Below are 16,872 nucleotides of genomic sequence, written 5' to 3' on the forward strand. Positions count from 1 at the left end.
CGCTCTCCCGGCGGACTGTCCCCGCACCGTTCTACGATGTTCACGAATCGCCGCTGTTCACGGCGGTGCCGACCGTCCGGCCGAGAGGATCCCATGCGCAACCGCTATCCCGGGACATGCACCGACTGCCAGTCCTCCGTCGGCGCCGGTGAGGGTGTCGTCGTCAAGGAGGGCGGCCGGTGGCGCACCTACTGCGCGGAGCACGAGCCGCGCCCCACCCCTCCCGTCCGGGGCGGCCACCCCGGCTGGCACACCACTCCCCTGCTGGGGTTCGACACCGAGACCTCCTCCCGCGACCCCGACACCGCCTTCCTCGTCTCGGCCGCGCTGGTGGACCGCGAGGGCAAGGCCCGCACCTGGCTGGTGGACCCGGGCCCCCGCGAGATCCCCGCGGACGCCGTCGCCGTCCACGGCATCAGCACGGAGCGGGCACGGGCCGAGGGCCGCCCCGCCGGGGAGTGCCTGGAGGAGATCGGCCAGGCTCTGGCCGACCAGCTCTCCTCGGGGCAGGGGCTGGTGGTCTTCAACGCCCCCTACGACCTCCGGGTGCTCTCCGGGGAGATGCGGAGGCACGGGCTGACCCCCCTCGCGGAACGCCTGAGCGGCCCGCTGGCGCCCGTGGTGGACCCGCTGGTGATCGACCGGGGCGTGGAGCCCTACCGCAGGGGCAAGCGCAACCTGGGCGCCATGTGCGAGTACTACGGCGTGGAACTGACCGACGCCCACACCGCGGCCGCCGACGCCTCGGCTGCGCTGGCCCTGGCCGAGGAGATCGGCGCCAGGCACCCCGAACTCGCCGCCGTCAGCCTGGCCGAGCTGCACCAGCGCCAGGTCGACTGGTCCCTGGCCTTCGCCCGCAACCGCCAGGAGTGGATGGACCGCAGCAAACCCGGCCACGGAACCGTGGTGGACGGCACCTGGCCCTGACGGGCCGGTCCACGGCGCCGGGAGAACACGCCGTGTCGGACCTCCCGGCGTGTGCGGTCGGGCGCGGAAGCGGGTAGGCCCCGAGGAGACGCGATCTTGGGGGACGACATGGTCTACTTCATCCTGGTGCTGCTGGCGGTATGGCTCATCCTCGCCATCCTGGGCATGGTCATCAAGGGCCTGCTCTGGCTCGCCGTCATCGGCGCCGTCCTGTTCGTGGCCACCGCCGTGTGGGGCTGGTTCCAGAACCGGCAGCGCGTCTGAGGGCGGCGCGGCCCGCGAGGCGCCTCGGGCCCCCGCGGGCCGCCGGGGTCGAAGGGTCGTGGACGCCCCGGGAGCTGCGACACAGCTCCGCGTCGCCCATGTCCGCCGACGGCGTCCACCTGGAGGACGTCGCGCGGTTGGTCGGGCACAGCAGCACGAACACGACCGAACTCGTCCACCGCAAGGAGCTGCGGCCGGTGATCACCGAGGGGGCCCACATCATGGGGGGACCTCTTCGCCGAGTAGGCCGCTGGCCCCCTTTTGGGCCCCCAACGCGAAACGCCACCCCGGTCCGGGGTGGCGTTTCGGCTGGAGCCGCCTGTCGGAATCGAACCGACGACCTATTCATTACGAGTGAATCGCTCTGCCGACTGAGCTAAGGCGGCGCGCCGCCGCGTGTTCCACGCGGCGATGCGGTCACCATTCTAGCCCCTCGGCGGAGTGCCGGGGACACGGCGGCCTGCTCACCCGGCTGCCGGCCTCAGGCGCAGGCCATCCCGTCCTCGGGCACGGTGAGGTCGACCAGGTAGGCGTCCACCATCGCGTCGACGCACTGGTCGCCCATCCGGTAACCGGTGTGTCCGTCGCCGTCGCGGGTCACCAGGAAACCCGAGTCGAGCTGCTCCGCGAGCGCCTCGGACCAGGCGTACGGGGTGGCCGAGTCCCGGGTGGTGCCCAGCACCATGACGGGCGCGGCGCCGTCCCCGTCCAGCTCCACGGGCGGGTCGACCGCCTCCTCCGGCCAGTACGCGCAGGGCAGGGCGCCCCACGCCAGGCTGGGGCCGAAGATCGGCGACTCCTCGCCGGCCCGGGCCGCGGCCTCGGTGTAGGCCTCCACGTCGCGCGGGCTGGGCGAGTCGGAGCAGTTCACCGCGATGAGCGCGGCCGTGGAGTTGACGTAGGCGTCCGTGTCACTCCGGCTGTAGAGGTCGTCGGCGAGCTGGAGCAGGAGGGTGCCGTCGCCCTCCGTACCGGCGGTGAGGGCCTCGCGCACGCGCGGCCACCAGTCCTCGGTGTAGAGCGCGGCGAGCACGCCCAGTTCGGCGCGGGCGCGGTTGACCTCGCGGTCGTCCATGCTGTTGGACAGGGGGTTCTCGGCGGTGTCGGCCAGGAAGGCGGTCAGCGCCCCGATGCCGTCGTCCACGCTGTCGCCGGGGGCGCCGAGCGGGCAGTCCGACCGGCTCAGGCAGTCCTCCACGAAGGCCCGCAGGGCGGTCTCGAACCCGGTCGCCTGCTGCACGCTGAGGTCGAGCTGCCCCTGGCTGGGGTCCACTGCGCCGTCGAGCACCAGCGCGCGGACGCGGTCGGGGAACTGCTCGGCGTAGTGGGCGCCGATGCTGGTGCCGTAGGAGGCGCCCAGGTAGGTGAGCTTCTCGTCGCCGAGCAGGGCGCGCAGCAGGTCCATGTCGCGGGCGACGTCCGCGGTGCCCACGTGCCGCATCAGCTCGGGGTGGTTGGCCTGGCAGGCCTCGACGAAGCCGCGGCTGTCCTCCTCCAGCTCGGCCAGCTCGGCCGCGGAGACCTCGGACATGTCGCCGTCGCCCTCGACGCTGTCCACCCCGCCGAGGAACTCGTCGATGCCCTCGGCGTCCAGGCAGGTCAGCGGTGAGCTGCGGCCGACACCGCGCGGGTCGAACCCGACCACGTCGAACCTCTCGCGCACCGCGTCGCTGACCGTGTAGGGGGCGTGGTCCACGAAGTCGTACCCGGAGCCGCCGGGCCCGCCGGGGTTGACGAGCAGGGAGCCGAGGACGTCGCCTCCCTCGGAGGGGAAGCGCTTGACCGCGATCTCGATGCGCTCGCCGTCGGGGTCCCCGTAGTCGAGGGGCACCTCGTAGGTGGCGCACTCGGTACCGGGTGCTCCGCTCTCGCACTCGCCCCAGGCCAGTTCCTGGTCGGCGAAGGCCGCCAGGTCCTCGGAGAGCCCGGGCGCGACGCTTCCCTCCCTCTGCTGGTCGCCCTGCGCCGTGCACGCCGTCGCCAGCAGCACGGACCCGGCGAGCACGGCCGCCCACGGTCCCCGAACCCTCGTCGCCAACGGTGTCCCGCCCTCTCGTCACGTCCGACCGCGACCGACGTGTCGTCGGCGCCGCCCCATTCTCCACGACCGGCGCGGCCCGCACCGGTCCAACTCGCGTTTCTCTCCCCCGCCGGGGCGGTGTCGCGTCCCCCTCCCCGCTCTGGCGCGGGACCCGCCGTCCGGATGCGGGCGCCGCCGCACCGCCCCGCGACGGGTTCGCGCGGAGGTCCGCGCCCGTCACGGGACCGCCGGAACGGTGCTCGGGAACGGCGGTCCCGCCCGCGGGGGAGGCCGCGCCCGCGGGGCGGCCGCCTATCCGGCCAGGAGGGCGGAGGTCATGGCCTCCATGGCGATCTGGGGGTGCACGTTCGCGGCGATGCGCTCACGGCACTCCATGATGGCGTCGATCCTGCGCAGCGTGGACTCCGGTGTGCTGGAGCGGGCGACGCGTTCCAGGTCGCCGGAGCGCTCGGCCGTGGACAGCTCCACCCTCGCGCCCAGCTGGAGGGTGAGCGCGTCCCGGTAGAACGCGACCAGGTCGAGCAGGGCGCGGTCGTAGGAGTCGCGCTTGATGCGGGTGGCACGGCGCTTCTGCCGCTCCTCCAGGTCCTTCATCGCGCCCGCGGAGCCGCGCATCGCCTTGGCCACGCCCTTGCCCGTGGAGCCCTCCCCGAACGCGGCCCGCAGCTCCTCCCTCTCCTTCTCGTCGAGCGCCGTGGTGAGGGCCTTGGACTCCTCCTCGGCGATCTCGTAGAGCCGGGCGGCGGAGGTGACGCACGCGCCGAGCCCGTCGAGCCGGGCGGGGATGGACAGCACCTCCACCCGGCGTCTGCGCGCCTCGGGGTCGGTGGCCAGCTGCCGGGCCCGGTCGATCCGCCCGGAGGCGGCGACCGCCGCGGCGCGGGCGGTCTCGGCGTCGATCCCGTCGCGCTGGACGAGGGCGTCCACCAGCTCCCCGGTGCCGGGCGTGGCCAGGGTGACCATGCGGCAGCGCGAGCGGATGGTGACGAGCAGGTCGTCGGGGGTGGGGGTGCACAGCAGCCACACGGTGCGCGGCGAGGGCTCCTCCACCGCCTTGAGCAGGGCGTTGGAGGCGGCCTCGGTGGCGCGGTCGGCGTCCTCGAACAGCACGATCCGGAACCGGCCGCCGGAGGGTTTGGAGCCCGCGCGCAACACGAGGTCGCGGGTGGCGGCCACACCGAAGCTCAGCCCGCTGGGCCGCACGTACAGCACGTCGGGGTGGGTGCCGGCGAGGGTCTGGTGACAGGAGGCGCAGTGCCCGCAGCCGCCGTCCCGGCACTGGAGGGCGGCCGCGAAGGCCCGGGCGGCCTCCGAGCGGCCCGAACCGGGCGGCCCGGTGAACAGCCAGGCGTGGGTCATCCCCGTGCCCCGTCCGCCGGAGACGAGGTCGGCGGCCCCTGCGACGGCCCGCTGGAGCTGGCCCACCGTGGACCGCTGGCCGATGAGGTCGTCGAAGACCGTCATGCTTCCCTCCCACCGCTGGTGCTTCGGTCTTCAGGATAGGAGTCGGCGCCGACGTCCGGACCGTTGTCCACAAGCCGCTCTCCCCCCGCGCTGGGCCGGGGGCGCTCCGCCGGACCCGGGCCGGCCCGCTCCGGAGCGAACCCCGCCCGGACACGGTCGAGGGCTCCCTCCCCCGAGCGGGGCAGGGAGCCCTCGACCTGTCGGACGGCCCGACCGCCTCGGCCTCAGCCCTGTCCGACCTCGTCGTTCCTGATCACCGGGATCATGCCGGTGACGGCCTCGGCGCTGCTCGGGACCGGGTCGGGCAGCAGGGAGCGCACCCGGCGCTGGATCTCACGGGTGATCCTGTCCTGCGGCTCGCGGGCGTCGAGCACCAGGTAGCGCTCCGGCGCGGCCCTGGCCAGCTCCAGGAAGCCCCGGCGGACCCGGTCGTGGAACTCCGCGGGCTCGCCCTCGATGCGGTCGGCCGGGCCGCCCAGGCGGGACAGGCCGTCCTCCGGCCGCACGTCGAGCAGCACCGTCAGGTCCGGAACCAGGCCCTGCGTGGCCCAGTCGCTGATCCGGCGGATCTCGTCCGAGGACAGGTCGCGCCCCGAGCCCTGGTAGGCCAGCAGGGAGTCCACGTAGCGGTCGCTGATGACGACCGCGCCGCGCCGCAGGGCGGGCAGGATCTCCTGCTGGACGTGGTCGGCCTTGTCGGCCGCGTAGAGCAGCACCTCGGCGCGCGGGGTGATGTGCGAGTTCTCCCGGTCCAGGAGCAGGCCGCGCAGGCGCATGCCGAGCTTGGTCGCGCCCGGCTGGCGGGTGCCGACCACCTCGAACCCCTGGTCGCGCAGCCACACCGTCAGCTCGCGCACCTGGGTGGACTTGCCCGCGCCCTCGCCGCCCTCGACGACGATGAACGCGCCCGCGAGCCTGGACTCCTCGTCCTCCTCCGGCGCGATCGCGACGCCGCGCAGCGCCGCGAACAGCTCCGGGAGCAGGCCGGGACCGGCCTCGGGGTCGTCCCGGCGGTTCATCCGCCGGTAGCAGACCAGCGCCACGACCAGGACGGCCAGGCCGGAGAGCATGAGGACGAGGCCGCTGCCGCGCAGGTCGTAGCTCAGGGGGCCGACCGGGATCCGGTAACTGCCGATGAGCCCGGCGGCCAGCGGGGCGAGCACGGCGGCGCCGACCAGGGTGACGCGGGCGGCGCCGTGCAGGAAGGCGAAGGCGGAACCCCGGTGCTCGTCCTCCACCTCGCGGTCGAACACCGCCAGGCCGATCACGCAGGCGATACCCGCGCCCACGCCGAGCAGCACGGTGAGCACGGCGGTGAGCACCATGTCGGCGACGGCCCCGGCGAACAGCAGGGCCAGCCCGGCGAGGGCGATGCTCAGACCGAACAGCCGGCTGCGGCTGAACTGCTTGAGGACGCGCGGCCCGGCGAGCATGCCCAGGGCCATGCCCGCGAAGACCGCGGCGAAGACCACGCCGAAACCGGCGTTGCCCGCGCCCAGGCCCTCGACGTGCACGCGGCCGACACCGATGACCACGCCCCCGGCGGCCACGACGCAGAGCATGCCCGGAACCAGGCCGCGCACGCGGGGCGTGCCGCCCGCATGGCGTCGACCGGTCCCCAGCGCGCGCAGGATGCCGCTGTCGCGGGTGTCGCTCTCCGCGTCCTTGGAGGGCTTGTGCTTGGGGATCGGCAGCCCGGCGACGACGACCGCCGCGACGACGAAGGTGAGGCCGTTGAGGTAGAGGGCGACGTCGGCCTCGGGGCTGGCCATGGAGGGCAGGAACACGCCGAGCACGTTGCTGACCGAGGCGAGCGCGGCGAACAGCAGCGCCGCGACGGGCGCGGCGCCGTAGGCGGTGAGCAGGCTCAGCCGGTTCGCCTGCCCCAGCAGCTTGCGGGGCACCAGGTTGGGGACCGTGGCGTCCTTGGCCGGGGTCCAGAACAGGGCGACGACCTCGGCCAGGAGGGTGGCGATGAGCAGCCACTCCAGGGCGAAGCCGGAGAAGAGGAGGCCCACGACCGGGATGGAGACGTACAGCACGGCGCGCAGGGCGTCGCCGACCACCATCGTCCACCTGCGGTCGAGGCGGTCGGCGACCGACCCGACCAGGGGGCTGAGCAGGATCGACGGGGCGAGCTTGATCGCCACGACGCCGCTGACGGCCAGGTACTGGACGAGCTGGGATCCGTCGGCGGTGAAGACGGTCGCCAGGGACACCAGTGCCAGCAGGCTGAGCCAGTCGCCCAGGCTGGAGAGGGAGAGAGAGATCCACAGCCTTCGGAAGGGTGTGATCGCAAGAACGTTGCGCGCCTCGGCCGGCGCTCCCAGGGGTGCAGATCTGCTCATAGCGCTCAAGATTATCGGTGAGGGGGAGAGGGAACGACGGGTCGCGGACCCGCCTCAGAATCGTTGGATGGCTCCGGGGACCGCGCACGTTTCCGCGTTCCCGTGAGTCCTGCCAAGCGTAGTACGGAAGGCTGCTCCCGCACAGGGGTGAGGATGCGCCCACCCGGGGTGAACACGCGGGAGACCGCCCACCCGGCCACCCCCGTCGGGAGGTGTCCGGGTGAGCCTACGCGTGCCGGGGCCCGGGAGACGAATCCCGGCCGCTCCCCGCCGCCCGCGCCTACTCCTCTGGAGCGGGGTCGGAGGCGCCGGTCCCCCTGGCCGGTGACTTCCTGGCCGTCGTGGAGGTGGACGCCTTCTTGGCCGCCGTGCCCGTCTTCCTGGCCGTCGTGGAGGTGGACGCCTTCTTGGCCGTCGTGGAGGTCTTCTTGGCGGGCGCCTTCTTCGCGGCGGGCTTCTTGGCCGCGGGCTTCTTGGCGGGCGCCTTGGCGCGGCGCTCGGCCAGCAGCTCGGCGGCCCGCTGGTCGGTGATCGACTCCACCTCGTCGCCCTTGCGCAGGGAGGCGTTGACCTCCCCGTCGGTGACGTAGGGGCCGAACCGGCCGTCCTTGATCACCATCTTGGCGCCCGAGGCCGGGTCCTCCCCCAGCTCGCGCAGCGGCGGGGCGGCGGCACGGCGCCCGCGCTGCTTGGGCTGGGCGAACAGCGCCGCGGCCTGCTCCAGCGTGACCGTGAACATCTGCTCCTCGGTCTCCAGGGAGCGGCTGTCGGTGCCCTTCTTGATGTAGGGGCCGAACCGGCCGTTCTGCGCGGTGACGTCCTCGCCGTCGATCTGGCCGACCACGCGCGGCAGCGACAGCAGGCGCAGCGCGTCCTCCAGGGTGACGGTGTCCAGGCTCATCGACTTGAGCAGCGAGCTGGTGCGCGGCTTGGCCTTGGCCTTGGCCCTGGTCTTGGCCTTGCCCTCCTCGGCCTCCTGCGGCTCCTCGATCACCTCGGTGACGTACGGGCCGAACCGCCCGGTCTTGGCCACGATGACGCGGCCGGTCTCGGGGTCGGTGCCCAGTTCCCGGTCGCCGCTGGGCTGGGCGAACAGCTCCTCGGCCTTGTCCACGGTCAACTCGTCCGGGGCCAGGTCCTCGGGCACGTTCACCCGCACGCCGTCCCGGTCCAGGTAGGGGCCGTAGCGCCCCACCCGCAGCACGATGTCGGTGCCGGGCAGCGGCAGGGAGCTGATCTCCTTGGGGTCGATGTCGGAGAGGTTGTCGTTGACCAGCTCCTTGAGCCCGGTCTCCCGCTGGCCCTCGGTGTCCTCGCCGCCGAAGTAGAAGCGGCGCAGCCAGGGCAGGCTCTCGGCCTCCCCGCGGGCGATGTCGTCGAGCACGTCCTCCAGGCGCGCGGTGAACTCGTAGTCCACCAGGTTGCCGAAGTGGCGCTCCAGCAGCTGCACCACGGCGAAGGCCAGGAAGGACGGCACCAGCGCCGTGCCCTTCTTGAACACGTAGCCGCGGTCCAGGATGGTGCCGATGATCGAGGCGTAGGTGGAGGGGCGGCCGATCTCGCGCTCCTCCAGCTCCTTGACCAGGGTGGCCTCGGTGTAGCGCGCGGGCGGCCGGGTGCTGTGCCCCTCGGCCTCCAGGTTCTGGGCCTTGAGCGGGTCGCCCTCCGACATGGCGGGCAGGCGGCGCTCGCGGTCGTCCAGGTCGGCGGCCGGGTCGTCGGAGCCCTCCACGTAGGCCTTGAGGAACCCGTGGAAGGTGATGACCTTGCCGGTCGCGCTGAACTCGGCGACCTCGCCGTCGGAGGAGGTGCCCTCGATGCGCACGGTGACGGACTCGCCGACCGCGTCCTTCATCTGGGAGGCGACGGTGCGCTTCCAGACCAGCTCGTAGAGCCGGAACTCGGGGCCGGACAGGCCGGTCTGGGCGGGCGTGCGGAAGGTGTCGCCGGACGGGCGGATCGCCTCGTGCGCCTCCTGGGCGTTCTTGACCTTCTTGGCGTACACGCGCGGCTTGTCCGGCAGGTAGTCGCCGCCGTAGAGGCTGCGCACCTGGGAGCGGGCGGCCTTGACCGCGCTGTCCGACAGCGTGGTGCTGTCGGTGCGCATGTAGGTGATGTAGCCGTTCTCGTACAGCCGCTGGGCGACCTGCATGGTCTGCTTGGCCGACAGGCCGAGCTTGCGGGACGCCTCCTGCTGGAGGGTGGTGGTGCGGAACGGCGCGTAGGGCGAGCGGCGGTAGGGCTTGCGCTCCACCGAGGAGACCGAGAACCCGGCGCCGGACAGCCGCTCGGCGAGGCCGCGCGCCGCGGCCTCGTCCAGCTGGCGGACGGGGCGGTCCGAGCGCAGCGTGCCCTGCGGGGTGAAGTCGCGGCCCGCGGCGACGCGGGTGCCGTCCACGGAGACGAGGGCGGCGGGGAAGGTGGCGGGGCCTTCGGCGACACCGGCCTCGGTGGCGTCGAAGAGGGCCTTGAGGTCCCAGTACTCGGCGGAGGTGAACGCCATGCGCTCGCGTTCGCGCTCGACCACCAGGCGGGTGGCCACGGACTGCACGCGGCCCGCCGAGAGCTTGGGCATGACCTTCTTCCACAGCACGGGGGAGACCTCGTAGCCGTAGAGGCGGTCCAGGATGCGCCGGGTCTCCTGTGCGTTGACCAGGCGGGTGTTCAGGTCGCGGGTGTTGTGGGCCGCGCGCTGGATGGCGTCCTTGGTGATCTCGTTGAACACCATGCGGCGGACGGGGATGCGGGGCTTGAGCTCCTCCAGCAGGTGCCAGGCGATCGCCTCGCCCTCGCGGTCCTCATCTGTCGCGAGGAGGAGTTCGTCGGCGTCGGCCATGAGCTCCTTGAGCTTCTTGACGTGCGCCTTCTTGTCGGTGTTGACCACGTAGAGCGGCTCGAAGTCGCCGTCGACGTCCACCCCGAGCCGGGCCCACGCCTGCCCCTTGTACTTGGCGGGGATCTCGGCGGCCTTGTTGGGCATGTCGCGGATGTGGCCGATGCTGGACTCCACGACGTAGCCGCGCCCCAGATAACCGGCGATGGTCTTCGCCTTGGCCGGTGACTCGACGATGACGAGGGCGGTGCCCGCCCCCTGTCGTCCGCTGTCCTTCGAGCCGTTCTTGCCGGCGCTGCCCTTCGTGGGTGGCACGCTCTTCCCCTACGTCTAGCCCTACGTGATCTTTCCGGCCGCGGTCTGTCGGAAGCTCCTGGGAACCGACAGTAACCGAAACTCCAGGCGCTCCCCCCGTCGGTGGGCGGGAGGGACTGCCCCCTCCGCGGGTGAGGGCTCCGTCGCTCTGGGTGGACACCCGGCCCACGCCCACCGGCACCCGCAGAATAAGCGCTTCCCGAACCGGTACCGGTCCGTAGCGTACGTGAGCCGCCCCGGCAACGTGGGCCGGTTGGCCAGCACCGGCTCTGACGAGCACCCATAACGACCCCTGCGAGTGACTTCGGTCACACTTGACGGCCGTCGAGTGTCTGCTTTCCCCAGAATGCGGCGAGTCCTCCCGGATATTCCCGGGAGGACTCGGCTCGCGTCACGGGCTGACGGCCAGCTCCTCCGCGCTCCCGCAGTCCACCGCGTTCCTCACGGAACGGGAGTGCGGAGGCGGGTCGTCGTGGCCCATCGACGCGTACGGCACGCGTTGTGCCGGTCCGGGGTCGCGCTCCGTGTCCGACGCCGCCCTGTGGGATACGGCACCCCGCAGTCCACCGCGTTCCTCACGGAACGGGACGCCGTACTCCCTCGGGCCCGCACGGACGCGGGCGCGATCCCCTGTTCTGTCGTTACAGGCCCACGCCCGCGGCGCCGAGCAGCTCGTTGACCGGGTCGGCCACACCCACGGGGGCGGACTCGGGCAGCTGGTGGGCGTGCTCGGGAGCGTGCTGCTCCACGGCCTGGCGGGTGGTCTCGCTCACCTCGTACTCGACGGGCAGCATGTCCGAGACCGGGACCTCGGGCAGCTCCCGCACCAGGGGCAGGGCGTCCAGGGCGCTGGACTGCGACTCGCGGGCGCTCTGGTGCACGACCGCGGCCCCGTCGCCGGTGCTGCTGGCGCCGGCCAGGCTCGCGACCGCCGCGATGGCGTTGCCGGAGGCGTTGACCGGGACGTCGCCGTCCACGACCAGCTGGTTGCCGCCGACCGCCGAGCCGTTGCCCGAGGTCGCGATGTCCTCTTCCTCCTCCAGCACCAGGGCGCCGGTGTCGGTGGAGGCCGCACCCGCCACGCCGCCGACCGCGCCGATGGCGTTGCCCGCGACGTTGACCGGCACGTCCAGGTCGACCACGGCCTGGTTGCCGCCCACCAGCGAGCCGTTGCCCGAGGTCGCGATGGACTGGTGCTCGCGCGGGGCCGACTGGTGCTCGCGGGGCGCCGACTGGCGCAGCACGCCCGCGTTCACGCCGGAGGTGTCCGGCAGCGGCAGGATGGTGGCGTTCTCCGCGGCCTCGTGCACCAGGTCCATGGCCGTGTACTCGGCGGGCGCGGAGTGGTGCTCGCGGTGCCCGTGGCCGTGGCCGTCGTGCACCAGGGCGCCGGTGTCGGTGGCCGCGGCGCCGGCCACGCCGCCGACCGCGCTGATCGCGTTGCCCGCGACGTTGACCGGCACGTCCAGGTCGACCACGGCCTGGTTGCCGCCGAGCAGCGAGCCGTTGCCGGAGGTGGCGGCGTCGGGGCTGTGGTGGTGGTGACGGTGACCGTGCTGGTGCTCGACCACCGCGGCGCCCGTGTCGGTCGTGCTGGCGCCCGCGATCCCGGCCACGGCGGCGATCGCGTTGCCCGAGACGTTCACGGGGATCTCGCCGTCCACGACCAGCTGGTTGCCGCCGAGCGCGGAGCCGTTGCCCGACGTGGCCGCGTCGGGGCCGTGCTGGTGGTCGACCACGGCCGCGCCGGTGTCGGTGCTGCTGGCGCCGGCGGTGCCCAGGACGGCGCCGATCGCGTTGCCGGAGACGTTCACGGGGACGTCCCCGTTCACGACCGCCTGGTTGCCGCCCAGCAGGGAGCCGTTGCCGCTCGTGACGGCCTGGCTGTCCGCGAAGGCCACGCCGCTGCCCAGCGCGACGAAACCGGCTGTCAGGAGCACCGACTTCGCGGATGTGCTGACCCACTTACGCATGTGGGAGGTCCTTTCAAACATGTCGATGAGAAGGTGTGTGCTCGGGCCACAGGCCGTTCCACGCCCCTGGGTGGGGTGCGGGCCTTCGGCCAAGGCCGGGGTTTCCTCCGGTCCGCCTCACACCTGGAAGGTGCGTGCTACCGGTGCTTGGAGAGTGCGCCGCGGTCCCGCTCCGCTGGTTGCGGCGGAACGCGCGCACCCCGTCCATCAGCCCCGCCCCGGAGGGCGGCGGCTGACGTGAACCCCGCGCACATGGCCTTGGCCGGTGCTACGGGACTCGCGTCAGCCCCCGGGCCGCGAACGGCCCGGGAGGCCGGGGTCAGGCGCGGGCGCGGCGCCTGCCGAACAGGAGCAGTCCGGCGCCCGCGGCGATCGCGGCGGCGGCGCTGGCGAACAGACCGCTCAGGGCGCTGCCGTCGGTGCCGGTCCGGGCGAGTTCCGGGGCGGGCGCCGGAGGCTCCTCGTCCGTGGCGGGCGGGGAGACGGGCTCCTCGGGCGTGCCGCCGCCACCGCCGCCGTTGCCGCCGCCGTGGTCGCCGCCACCGCCGCCGTGGTGGCCGCCACCGCCACCGCCACCGCCGTGGTCACCGCCGCCGTAGCCGTCGTCGTGACCGCCGTCGTGACCGCCGCCGTCGTGGCCACCGCCGTCGTGACCGCCCCCGTCGTGGCCGCCCCCGTCGTGGCCGCCGTCACCGGGCTCCCCCCCGTAGCCGGGCTTCTCCGGCTTCTCGGGGTTCTCGGGCTTCTCCGGGGTCTCCGGCTTCTCGGACTCGTCGGGGGTCTCGGGCTCCTCGGGCTTCTCGGGCGTCCAGGTGGAGCTGTCGTCCTCCACCACGGCCCCGCTGTCGGTGCACTGGGCGCCCGCGAGGCCGAGGACGGCGATCGAGTTACCGCAGACGTTGACGGGGGCGTCCAGGTCGGCCACGATCTGGTTGCCGCCGAGGATGGAGCCGTTTCCGCTGGTCGTGGCCGTGGTGTCGGCGTAGGCCACTCCGGCGCCGGCGGCGGTGAAGAATCCCGCGGCCACCAGTGCGGCGATACGGGCGTGCGTGTGGTAGGTCATCGCGTGTCCTTTGGTCAACGAGAAAGATCGGCCAGCTGCTCGTGGACCGCGGACGGAGAGCTTCGTGCTCCGGGGAAGCCGGGGAGAAGGCACGCCCGCCGGATTCGGCGAGGCGGCTGCGCGCAGAGGAGCGCACGGACCGGCCGCGGTCGTGGAGGACGCGGCTAGTCGGGAGCGAAGGAGGGGTCGTCCGCGGCGTCGCGGACAACCAGGGTGGGGTCACCGGGAAGGGCGACCCGCTGGGCCCGGGGGGCCAGGTGGTCGGCCCGGGCCGTCAAGAACCCGGCGGCGCCGGGCGCGGGGAAGGACGGAGACGCGGCGCCCGTGGCGTCCGCTCCGGCCTGGTGGTACCCGCCGCCCGCGATGAGGCGGATGCGCTCACCGGGGCCGTCGTCGCCCGGCGCCCGGTCGGCGCCCTCGTCGGCGACCCGGTGCCAGACGGACGGGTCCACGGGAGCGTGGACGGCCGTCACCCCGCCGGTGCGGTCCCCGTCGCGTTCCGCGCCGGAGCCCTCGTCCTCGTCGGACGCGGAGCGCTTGGGCGCGGGTGCGGTCGGGGAGAGTTCGTCGGCGCCGCCGAGGACGGGCAGGCCGAGCGGCGTCGCGGTGCCCGCGGAACCGCCGATCCGGTCCTGTACGGCCCGGGTGGACTCGGCGAGCCCCTCGGAGACCGTGCCCACCAGGCTGCCGTCGCGCAGCGAGCGGTCGGTGGACTCCACCATGTCGTGGCCCCGGCGGGCGATGCCCCCGACGAGGTCGCCCGCGCCGCGCGCGGTCTCGTCGACGGCCCGGGTGGTGTCCTCGACCGCCCTGTTGGCGGCGGATCCGGTCCTGGTCCGCTCCAGGGCCGCGGTCACGCCGGTCCCGTGCAGGGTCTCGGCGGGAAGAGCGGCCGTCTGGGGCACCACGGTGTCGGTGAGCGACTCCGTGGCCGACGCGGTGCGGGCCGTGGCGTCGGAGAGGCGGGCGCCGCGGATCTCCTCGGCGGCGGCCTGTCCGGTGCGTCCGGTCCCGTCGCCGACCTCCAGCACGCGGTCGACCAGGCCACCGGACTCGGGGGCGGTCTCGCCGTGGGCGACACCGATCCCCCCGGCCAGCCATGCGACGGCGACGATGCCGGACAGGAGCAGCAGCCGGGCGGGGCTCAGGGCCATGCGGGCAGCGCGACTGGAGACCAGCCACTCCTTGCCCGCGAGCACCATGGATGCCCCCCGTTTCGCTACTACTGGACGGTCCCGTGCGGTGGTCCCGCCACGGTCACACGCCGGTGCCGTTCCGCGCCCGCGAAGGCGGGCGGGGAGCCGAGCACCGTCGAACTCACAGCAACACTAACATCACGTTCGGTGACGGGAGGCCGGATTACGAACCGCGCCGAAAAAGTTCTCGGCGCGGTTCGGCTGAGGGGACGGCGCAAAGCGCCCGGGGTCAGCTCAACCCGACGAAACGGTCCAGGACGCGGACCCCGAACCGGAGGCCCTCGATCGGGACGCGCTCGTCCACCCCGTGGAACATGCCCGCGAAGTCCAGCTCGGGGGGCAGCTGGAGGGGGGCGAAACCGTAGTTGCGCACCCCGAGTCGCGAGAAGCTCTTGGCGTCCGTCCCCCCGGAGAGGCAGTAGGGGACGGCCTTGGCACCGGGGTCCTCGGCCAGCAGCGACTCCGACATGGCGCTGACCAGGCCGCCGTCGAAGGAGGTCTCCACGGCGGGCAGGTGGTGGATGAACTCGCGGCTGACCTTGGGGCCCAGCAGCCGGTCGATCTCGGCGAAGTACGCGTCCTCGGTGCCCGGCAGGAAGCGGCCGTCCACCTGGGCGGTGGCCTCGCCCGGGATGACGTTGGCCTTGTAGCCGCCGCCCAGGACCGTGGGGTTGAGGGTGTTGCGCAGGGTGGCGCCGATCATGCGCGCGATGGGGCCCAGCCGGGCGACCGTGGCGTCCACGTCCCGTTCGTCGAAGGGGATGCCGAACTCCTCGCAGATCTCCTCCAGGAAGGTCCGCACGGTCGGTGTGAGCTGGACGGGGAACCGGTGCTCGCCCAGGCGGGCGACGGCCGCCGCCAGTTCGGTGACGGCGTTGTCGGTGTTGACCATCGAACCGTGCCCGGCGGTGCCGCGCGCGGTCAGCTTCATCCAGGCGATGCCCTTCTCGGCGGTCTCGATGAGGTAGAGGCGCCGGTTCTCCTTGACCGTGAACGAGAAGCCGCCGACCTCGCTGATCGCCGAGTCGCAGTCGGCGAACAGGTCGGGGTGCTCGTCGACCAGGTACTGGGCGCCCCAGGTGCCCCCGGCCTCCTCGTCGGCGAGGAAGGCCAGCACGATGTCGCGCGGGGGACGGCGGCCCTCGCGCAGGCGCTGGCGCAGCATCGCCAGGACCATCGCGTTCATGTCCTTCATGTCGACCGCGCCGCGGCCCCACACGCAGTCGTCGGCGACCTCGCCCGCGAAGGGGTGGTGGGTCCAGTCCTCCGGGGCCGCCGGAACGACGTCGAGGTGGCCGTGGATGAGCAGCGGGGGACGACTGGAGTCCTCCCCCGTGATCCGGGCCACGACGTTGCTGCGCCCCGGGTGCTTCTCGTAGATCCTCGACTCGACGCCGACCTCGTCGAGCTTGGCCGCCACGTACTCGGCCGCCTTGCGCTCCCCGGGTCCCGAGTGGTCGCCGTAGTTGGAGGTGTCGAACTCGATGAGCTCCCGGCACAGGTCGACCACCTCGACCTCGGCCGCGCTCAGTTCCCTGCCTGGCTCCGCCATCTGACGCTCCCGTCCAGCCGCACCTTGTCGCCCTACTGTTCCACCGACCCTGCCATGTCTTCCACCGGCGGAAAACATGGTTCGCGCGGTGTTCGACCTTTGCTATGGTTGACGTGTCCGGCGCGGGAGCGCCGAGTACACCCGGTCCGGGTGGCGGAATAGGTAGACGCGCTAGCTTGAGGTGCTAGTGGCCGTTAAGGCTGTGGGGGTTCAAGTCCCCCCTCGGACACAAACGAAGGCCCTGCTCGCAGGGCCTTTTTTCATGCCCGGGTCGCAACGGAGGGTGCGACCGGAGCGGATCGCCCGAAGAGGGACGCCACCTGCTCGGCGGCGTGGGCCCGCATGCCCGGGAGCGCGTGGCGCGGTCGTCACCCGTCCCACGCACAACACCGCCGCCGGGCGCGGTGGGCCGTTGTGCGCGGGACGGTCCGAACGGTGGTCGGGTCTCCCGCCCCGCGTCCCGCCCGCCATGGGCCGTTCGCGGTGGAGGCGGACGCGGGTCCTGTGTCGTCTCCCAGGACGGACGGGGTGGGGCGAAGGGCCGGTGACGCGCTCCCGCCGCGCGGTCGGCGGGGAGCAGCGTCGGCTAGGGCCTGTTTTTTAGAAGTGGGTGTGTGGCAGGGCCTGTTCTGGCACCGTGGATGGCGTGCCCGGACGTCATGAACTCTCCGATGCCAAGTGGGCCCTGCTCGCCCCTCTCATGCCCGCCGACCCGCACAAGGGCAAGAAGTGGGCCGACCACCGCCGCATCGTCAACGCCATCCTGTTCCGCGCCCGTACCGGCATCCCCTGGCGGGACCTGCCCGACCGCTACGGCCCCTGGGAGACCGTCGCGGGCCGTCACCGCCGCTGGTCCCTGGACGGCACCTGGCAACGCATCGCCGACCGGCTGCGCA

Annotated in this window: 11 protein-coding genes and 2 tRNA genes; 4 read left to right on the forward strand and 9 right to left on the reverse strand. The window is 73.1% G+C overall.

Annotated elements, in window-relative coordinates; translation table 11 throughout:
- The first annotated feature begins 93 nt into the window (after window positions 1–93).
- Together G011_RS0122610 and G011_RS32635 are read left to right on the forward strand one after the other, a co-directional pair.
- Window positions 94–927, forward strand: a complete 834-nt coding sequence (locus G011_RS0122610; protein ID WP_013155948.1) for an exonuclease domain-containing protein — start codon at window positions 94–96, stop codon at window positions 925–927.
- Window positions 928–1,023: 96 nt separating this feature from the next.
- Complete coding sequence (locus G011_RS32635) at window positions 1,024–1,191, forward strand: hypothetical protein (RefSeq protein ID WP_019610472.1); 168 nt, start codon at window positions 1,024–1,026, stop codon at window positions 1,189–1,191.
- Between the two features lie 310 nt (window positions 1,192–1,501).
- Here G011_RS32635 and G011_RS0122620 read toward each other — a convergent pair.
- The 9 genes from G011_RS0122620 to G011_RS0122660 all read right to left on the reverse strand — a co-directional run bounded on the left by G011_RS0122620 (window position 1,502) and on the right by G011_RS0122660 (window position 15,976).
- Window positions 1,502–1,577: transfer RNA gene (locus tag G011_RS0122620), tRNA-Thr, on the reverse strand.
- Window positions 1,578–1,672: 95 nt separating this feature from the next.
- Window positions 1,673–3,196, reverse strand: a complete 1,524-nt coding sequence (locus tag G011_RS0122625) for an alpha/beta hydrolase (RefSeq protein WP_019610473.1) — start codon at window positions 3,194–3,196, stop codon at window positions 1,673–1,675.
- Between the two features lie 327 nt (window positions 3,197–3,523).
- Window positions 3,524–4,696 (reverse strand): DNA polymerase III subunit delta', encoded by a 1,173-nt coding sequence (locus tag G011_RS0122630; protein WP_019610474.1) that lies wholly within the window; start codon window positions 4,694–4,696, stop codon window positions 3,524–3,526.
- 224 nt (window positions 4,697–4,920) lie between these two features.
- Complete coding sequence (gene tmk / locus G011_RS0122635) at window positions 4,921–7,044, reverse strand: dTMP kinase (protein WP_019610475.1); 2,124 nt, start codon at window positions 7,042–7,044, stop codon at window positions 4,921–4,923.
- Between the two features lie 280 nt (window positions 7,045–7,324).
- Window positions 7,325–10,192 carry a type I DNA topoisomerase gene (gene topA / locus G011_RS0122640; RefSeq protein ID WP_019610476.1) on the reverse strand — a complete coding sequence of 956 codons (2,868 nt, stop codon included), beginning with the start codon at window positions 10,190–10,192 and terminating at the stop codon, window positions 7,325–7,327.
- A gap of 641 nt (window positions 10,193–10,833) precedes the next feature.
- A complete protein-coding gene (locus G011_RS0122645) occupies window positions 10,834–12,165 on the reverse strand; it encodes a hypothetical protein (RefSeq protein WP_019610477.1) in 1,332 nt (443 codons plus the stop codon).
- A gap of 319 nt (window positions 12,166–12,484) precedes the next feature.
- Window positions 12,485–13,228 (reverse strand): chaplin, encoded by a 744-nt coding sequence (locus tag G011_RS0122650; RefSeq protein WP_019610478.1) that lies wholly within the window; start codon window positions 13,226–13,228, stop codon window positions 12,485–12,487.
- A 164-nt stretch (window positions 13,229–13,392) separates the two neighbouring features.
- Window positions 13,393–14,430, reverse strand: a complete 1,038-nt coding sequence (locus G011_RS0122655; RefSeq protein ID WP_019610479.1) for a hypothetical protein — start codon at window positions 14,428–14,430, stop codon at window positions 13,393–13,395.
- 223 nt (window positions 14,431–14,653) lie between these two features.
- Entirely contained in the window at window positions 14,654–15,976 is a 1,323-nt protein-coding gene (locus G011_RS0122660) for a M20/M25/M40 family metallo-hydrolase (protein WP_019610480.1), read from the reverse strand.
- Window positions 15,977–16,120: 144 nt separating this feature from the next.
- Here G011_RS0122660 and G011_RS0122665 point away from each other — a divergent pair.
- Both G011_RS0122665 and G011_RS0122670 read left to right on the forward strand, forming a co-directional pair.
- Window positions 16,121–16,205, forward strand: a tRNA-Leu gene (locus tag G011_RS0122665).
- 417 nt (window positions 16,206–16,622) lie between these two features.
- The coding region (locus tag G011_RS0122670) for a transposase (RefSeq protein ID WP_036552969.1) at window positions 16,623–16,872 on the forward strand (250 nt) is incomplete at its 3' end.

It is taken from the genome of Nocardiopsis sp. CNS-639 (assembly GCF_000381685.1).
Taxonomy (GTDB): Bacteria; Actinomycetota; Actinomycetes; order Streptosporangiales; family Streptosporangiaceae; genus Nocardiopsis; species Nocardiopsis dassonvillei.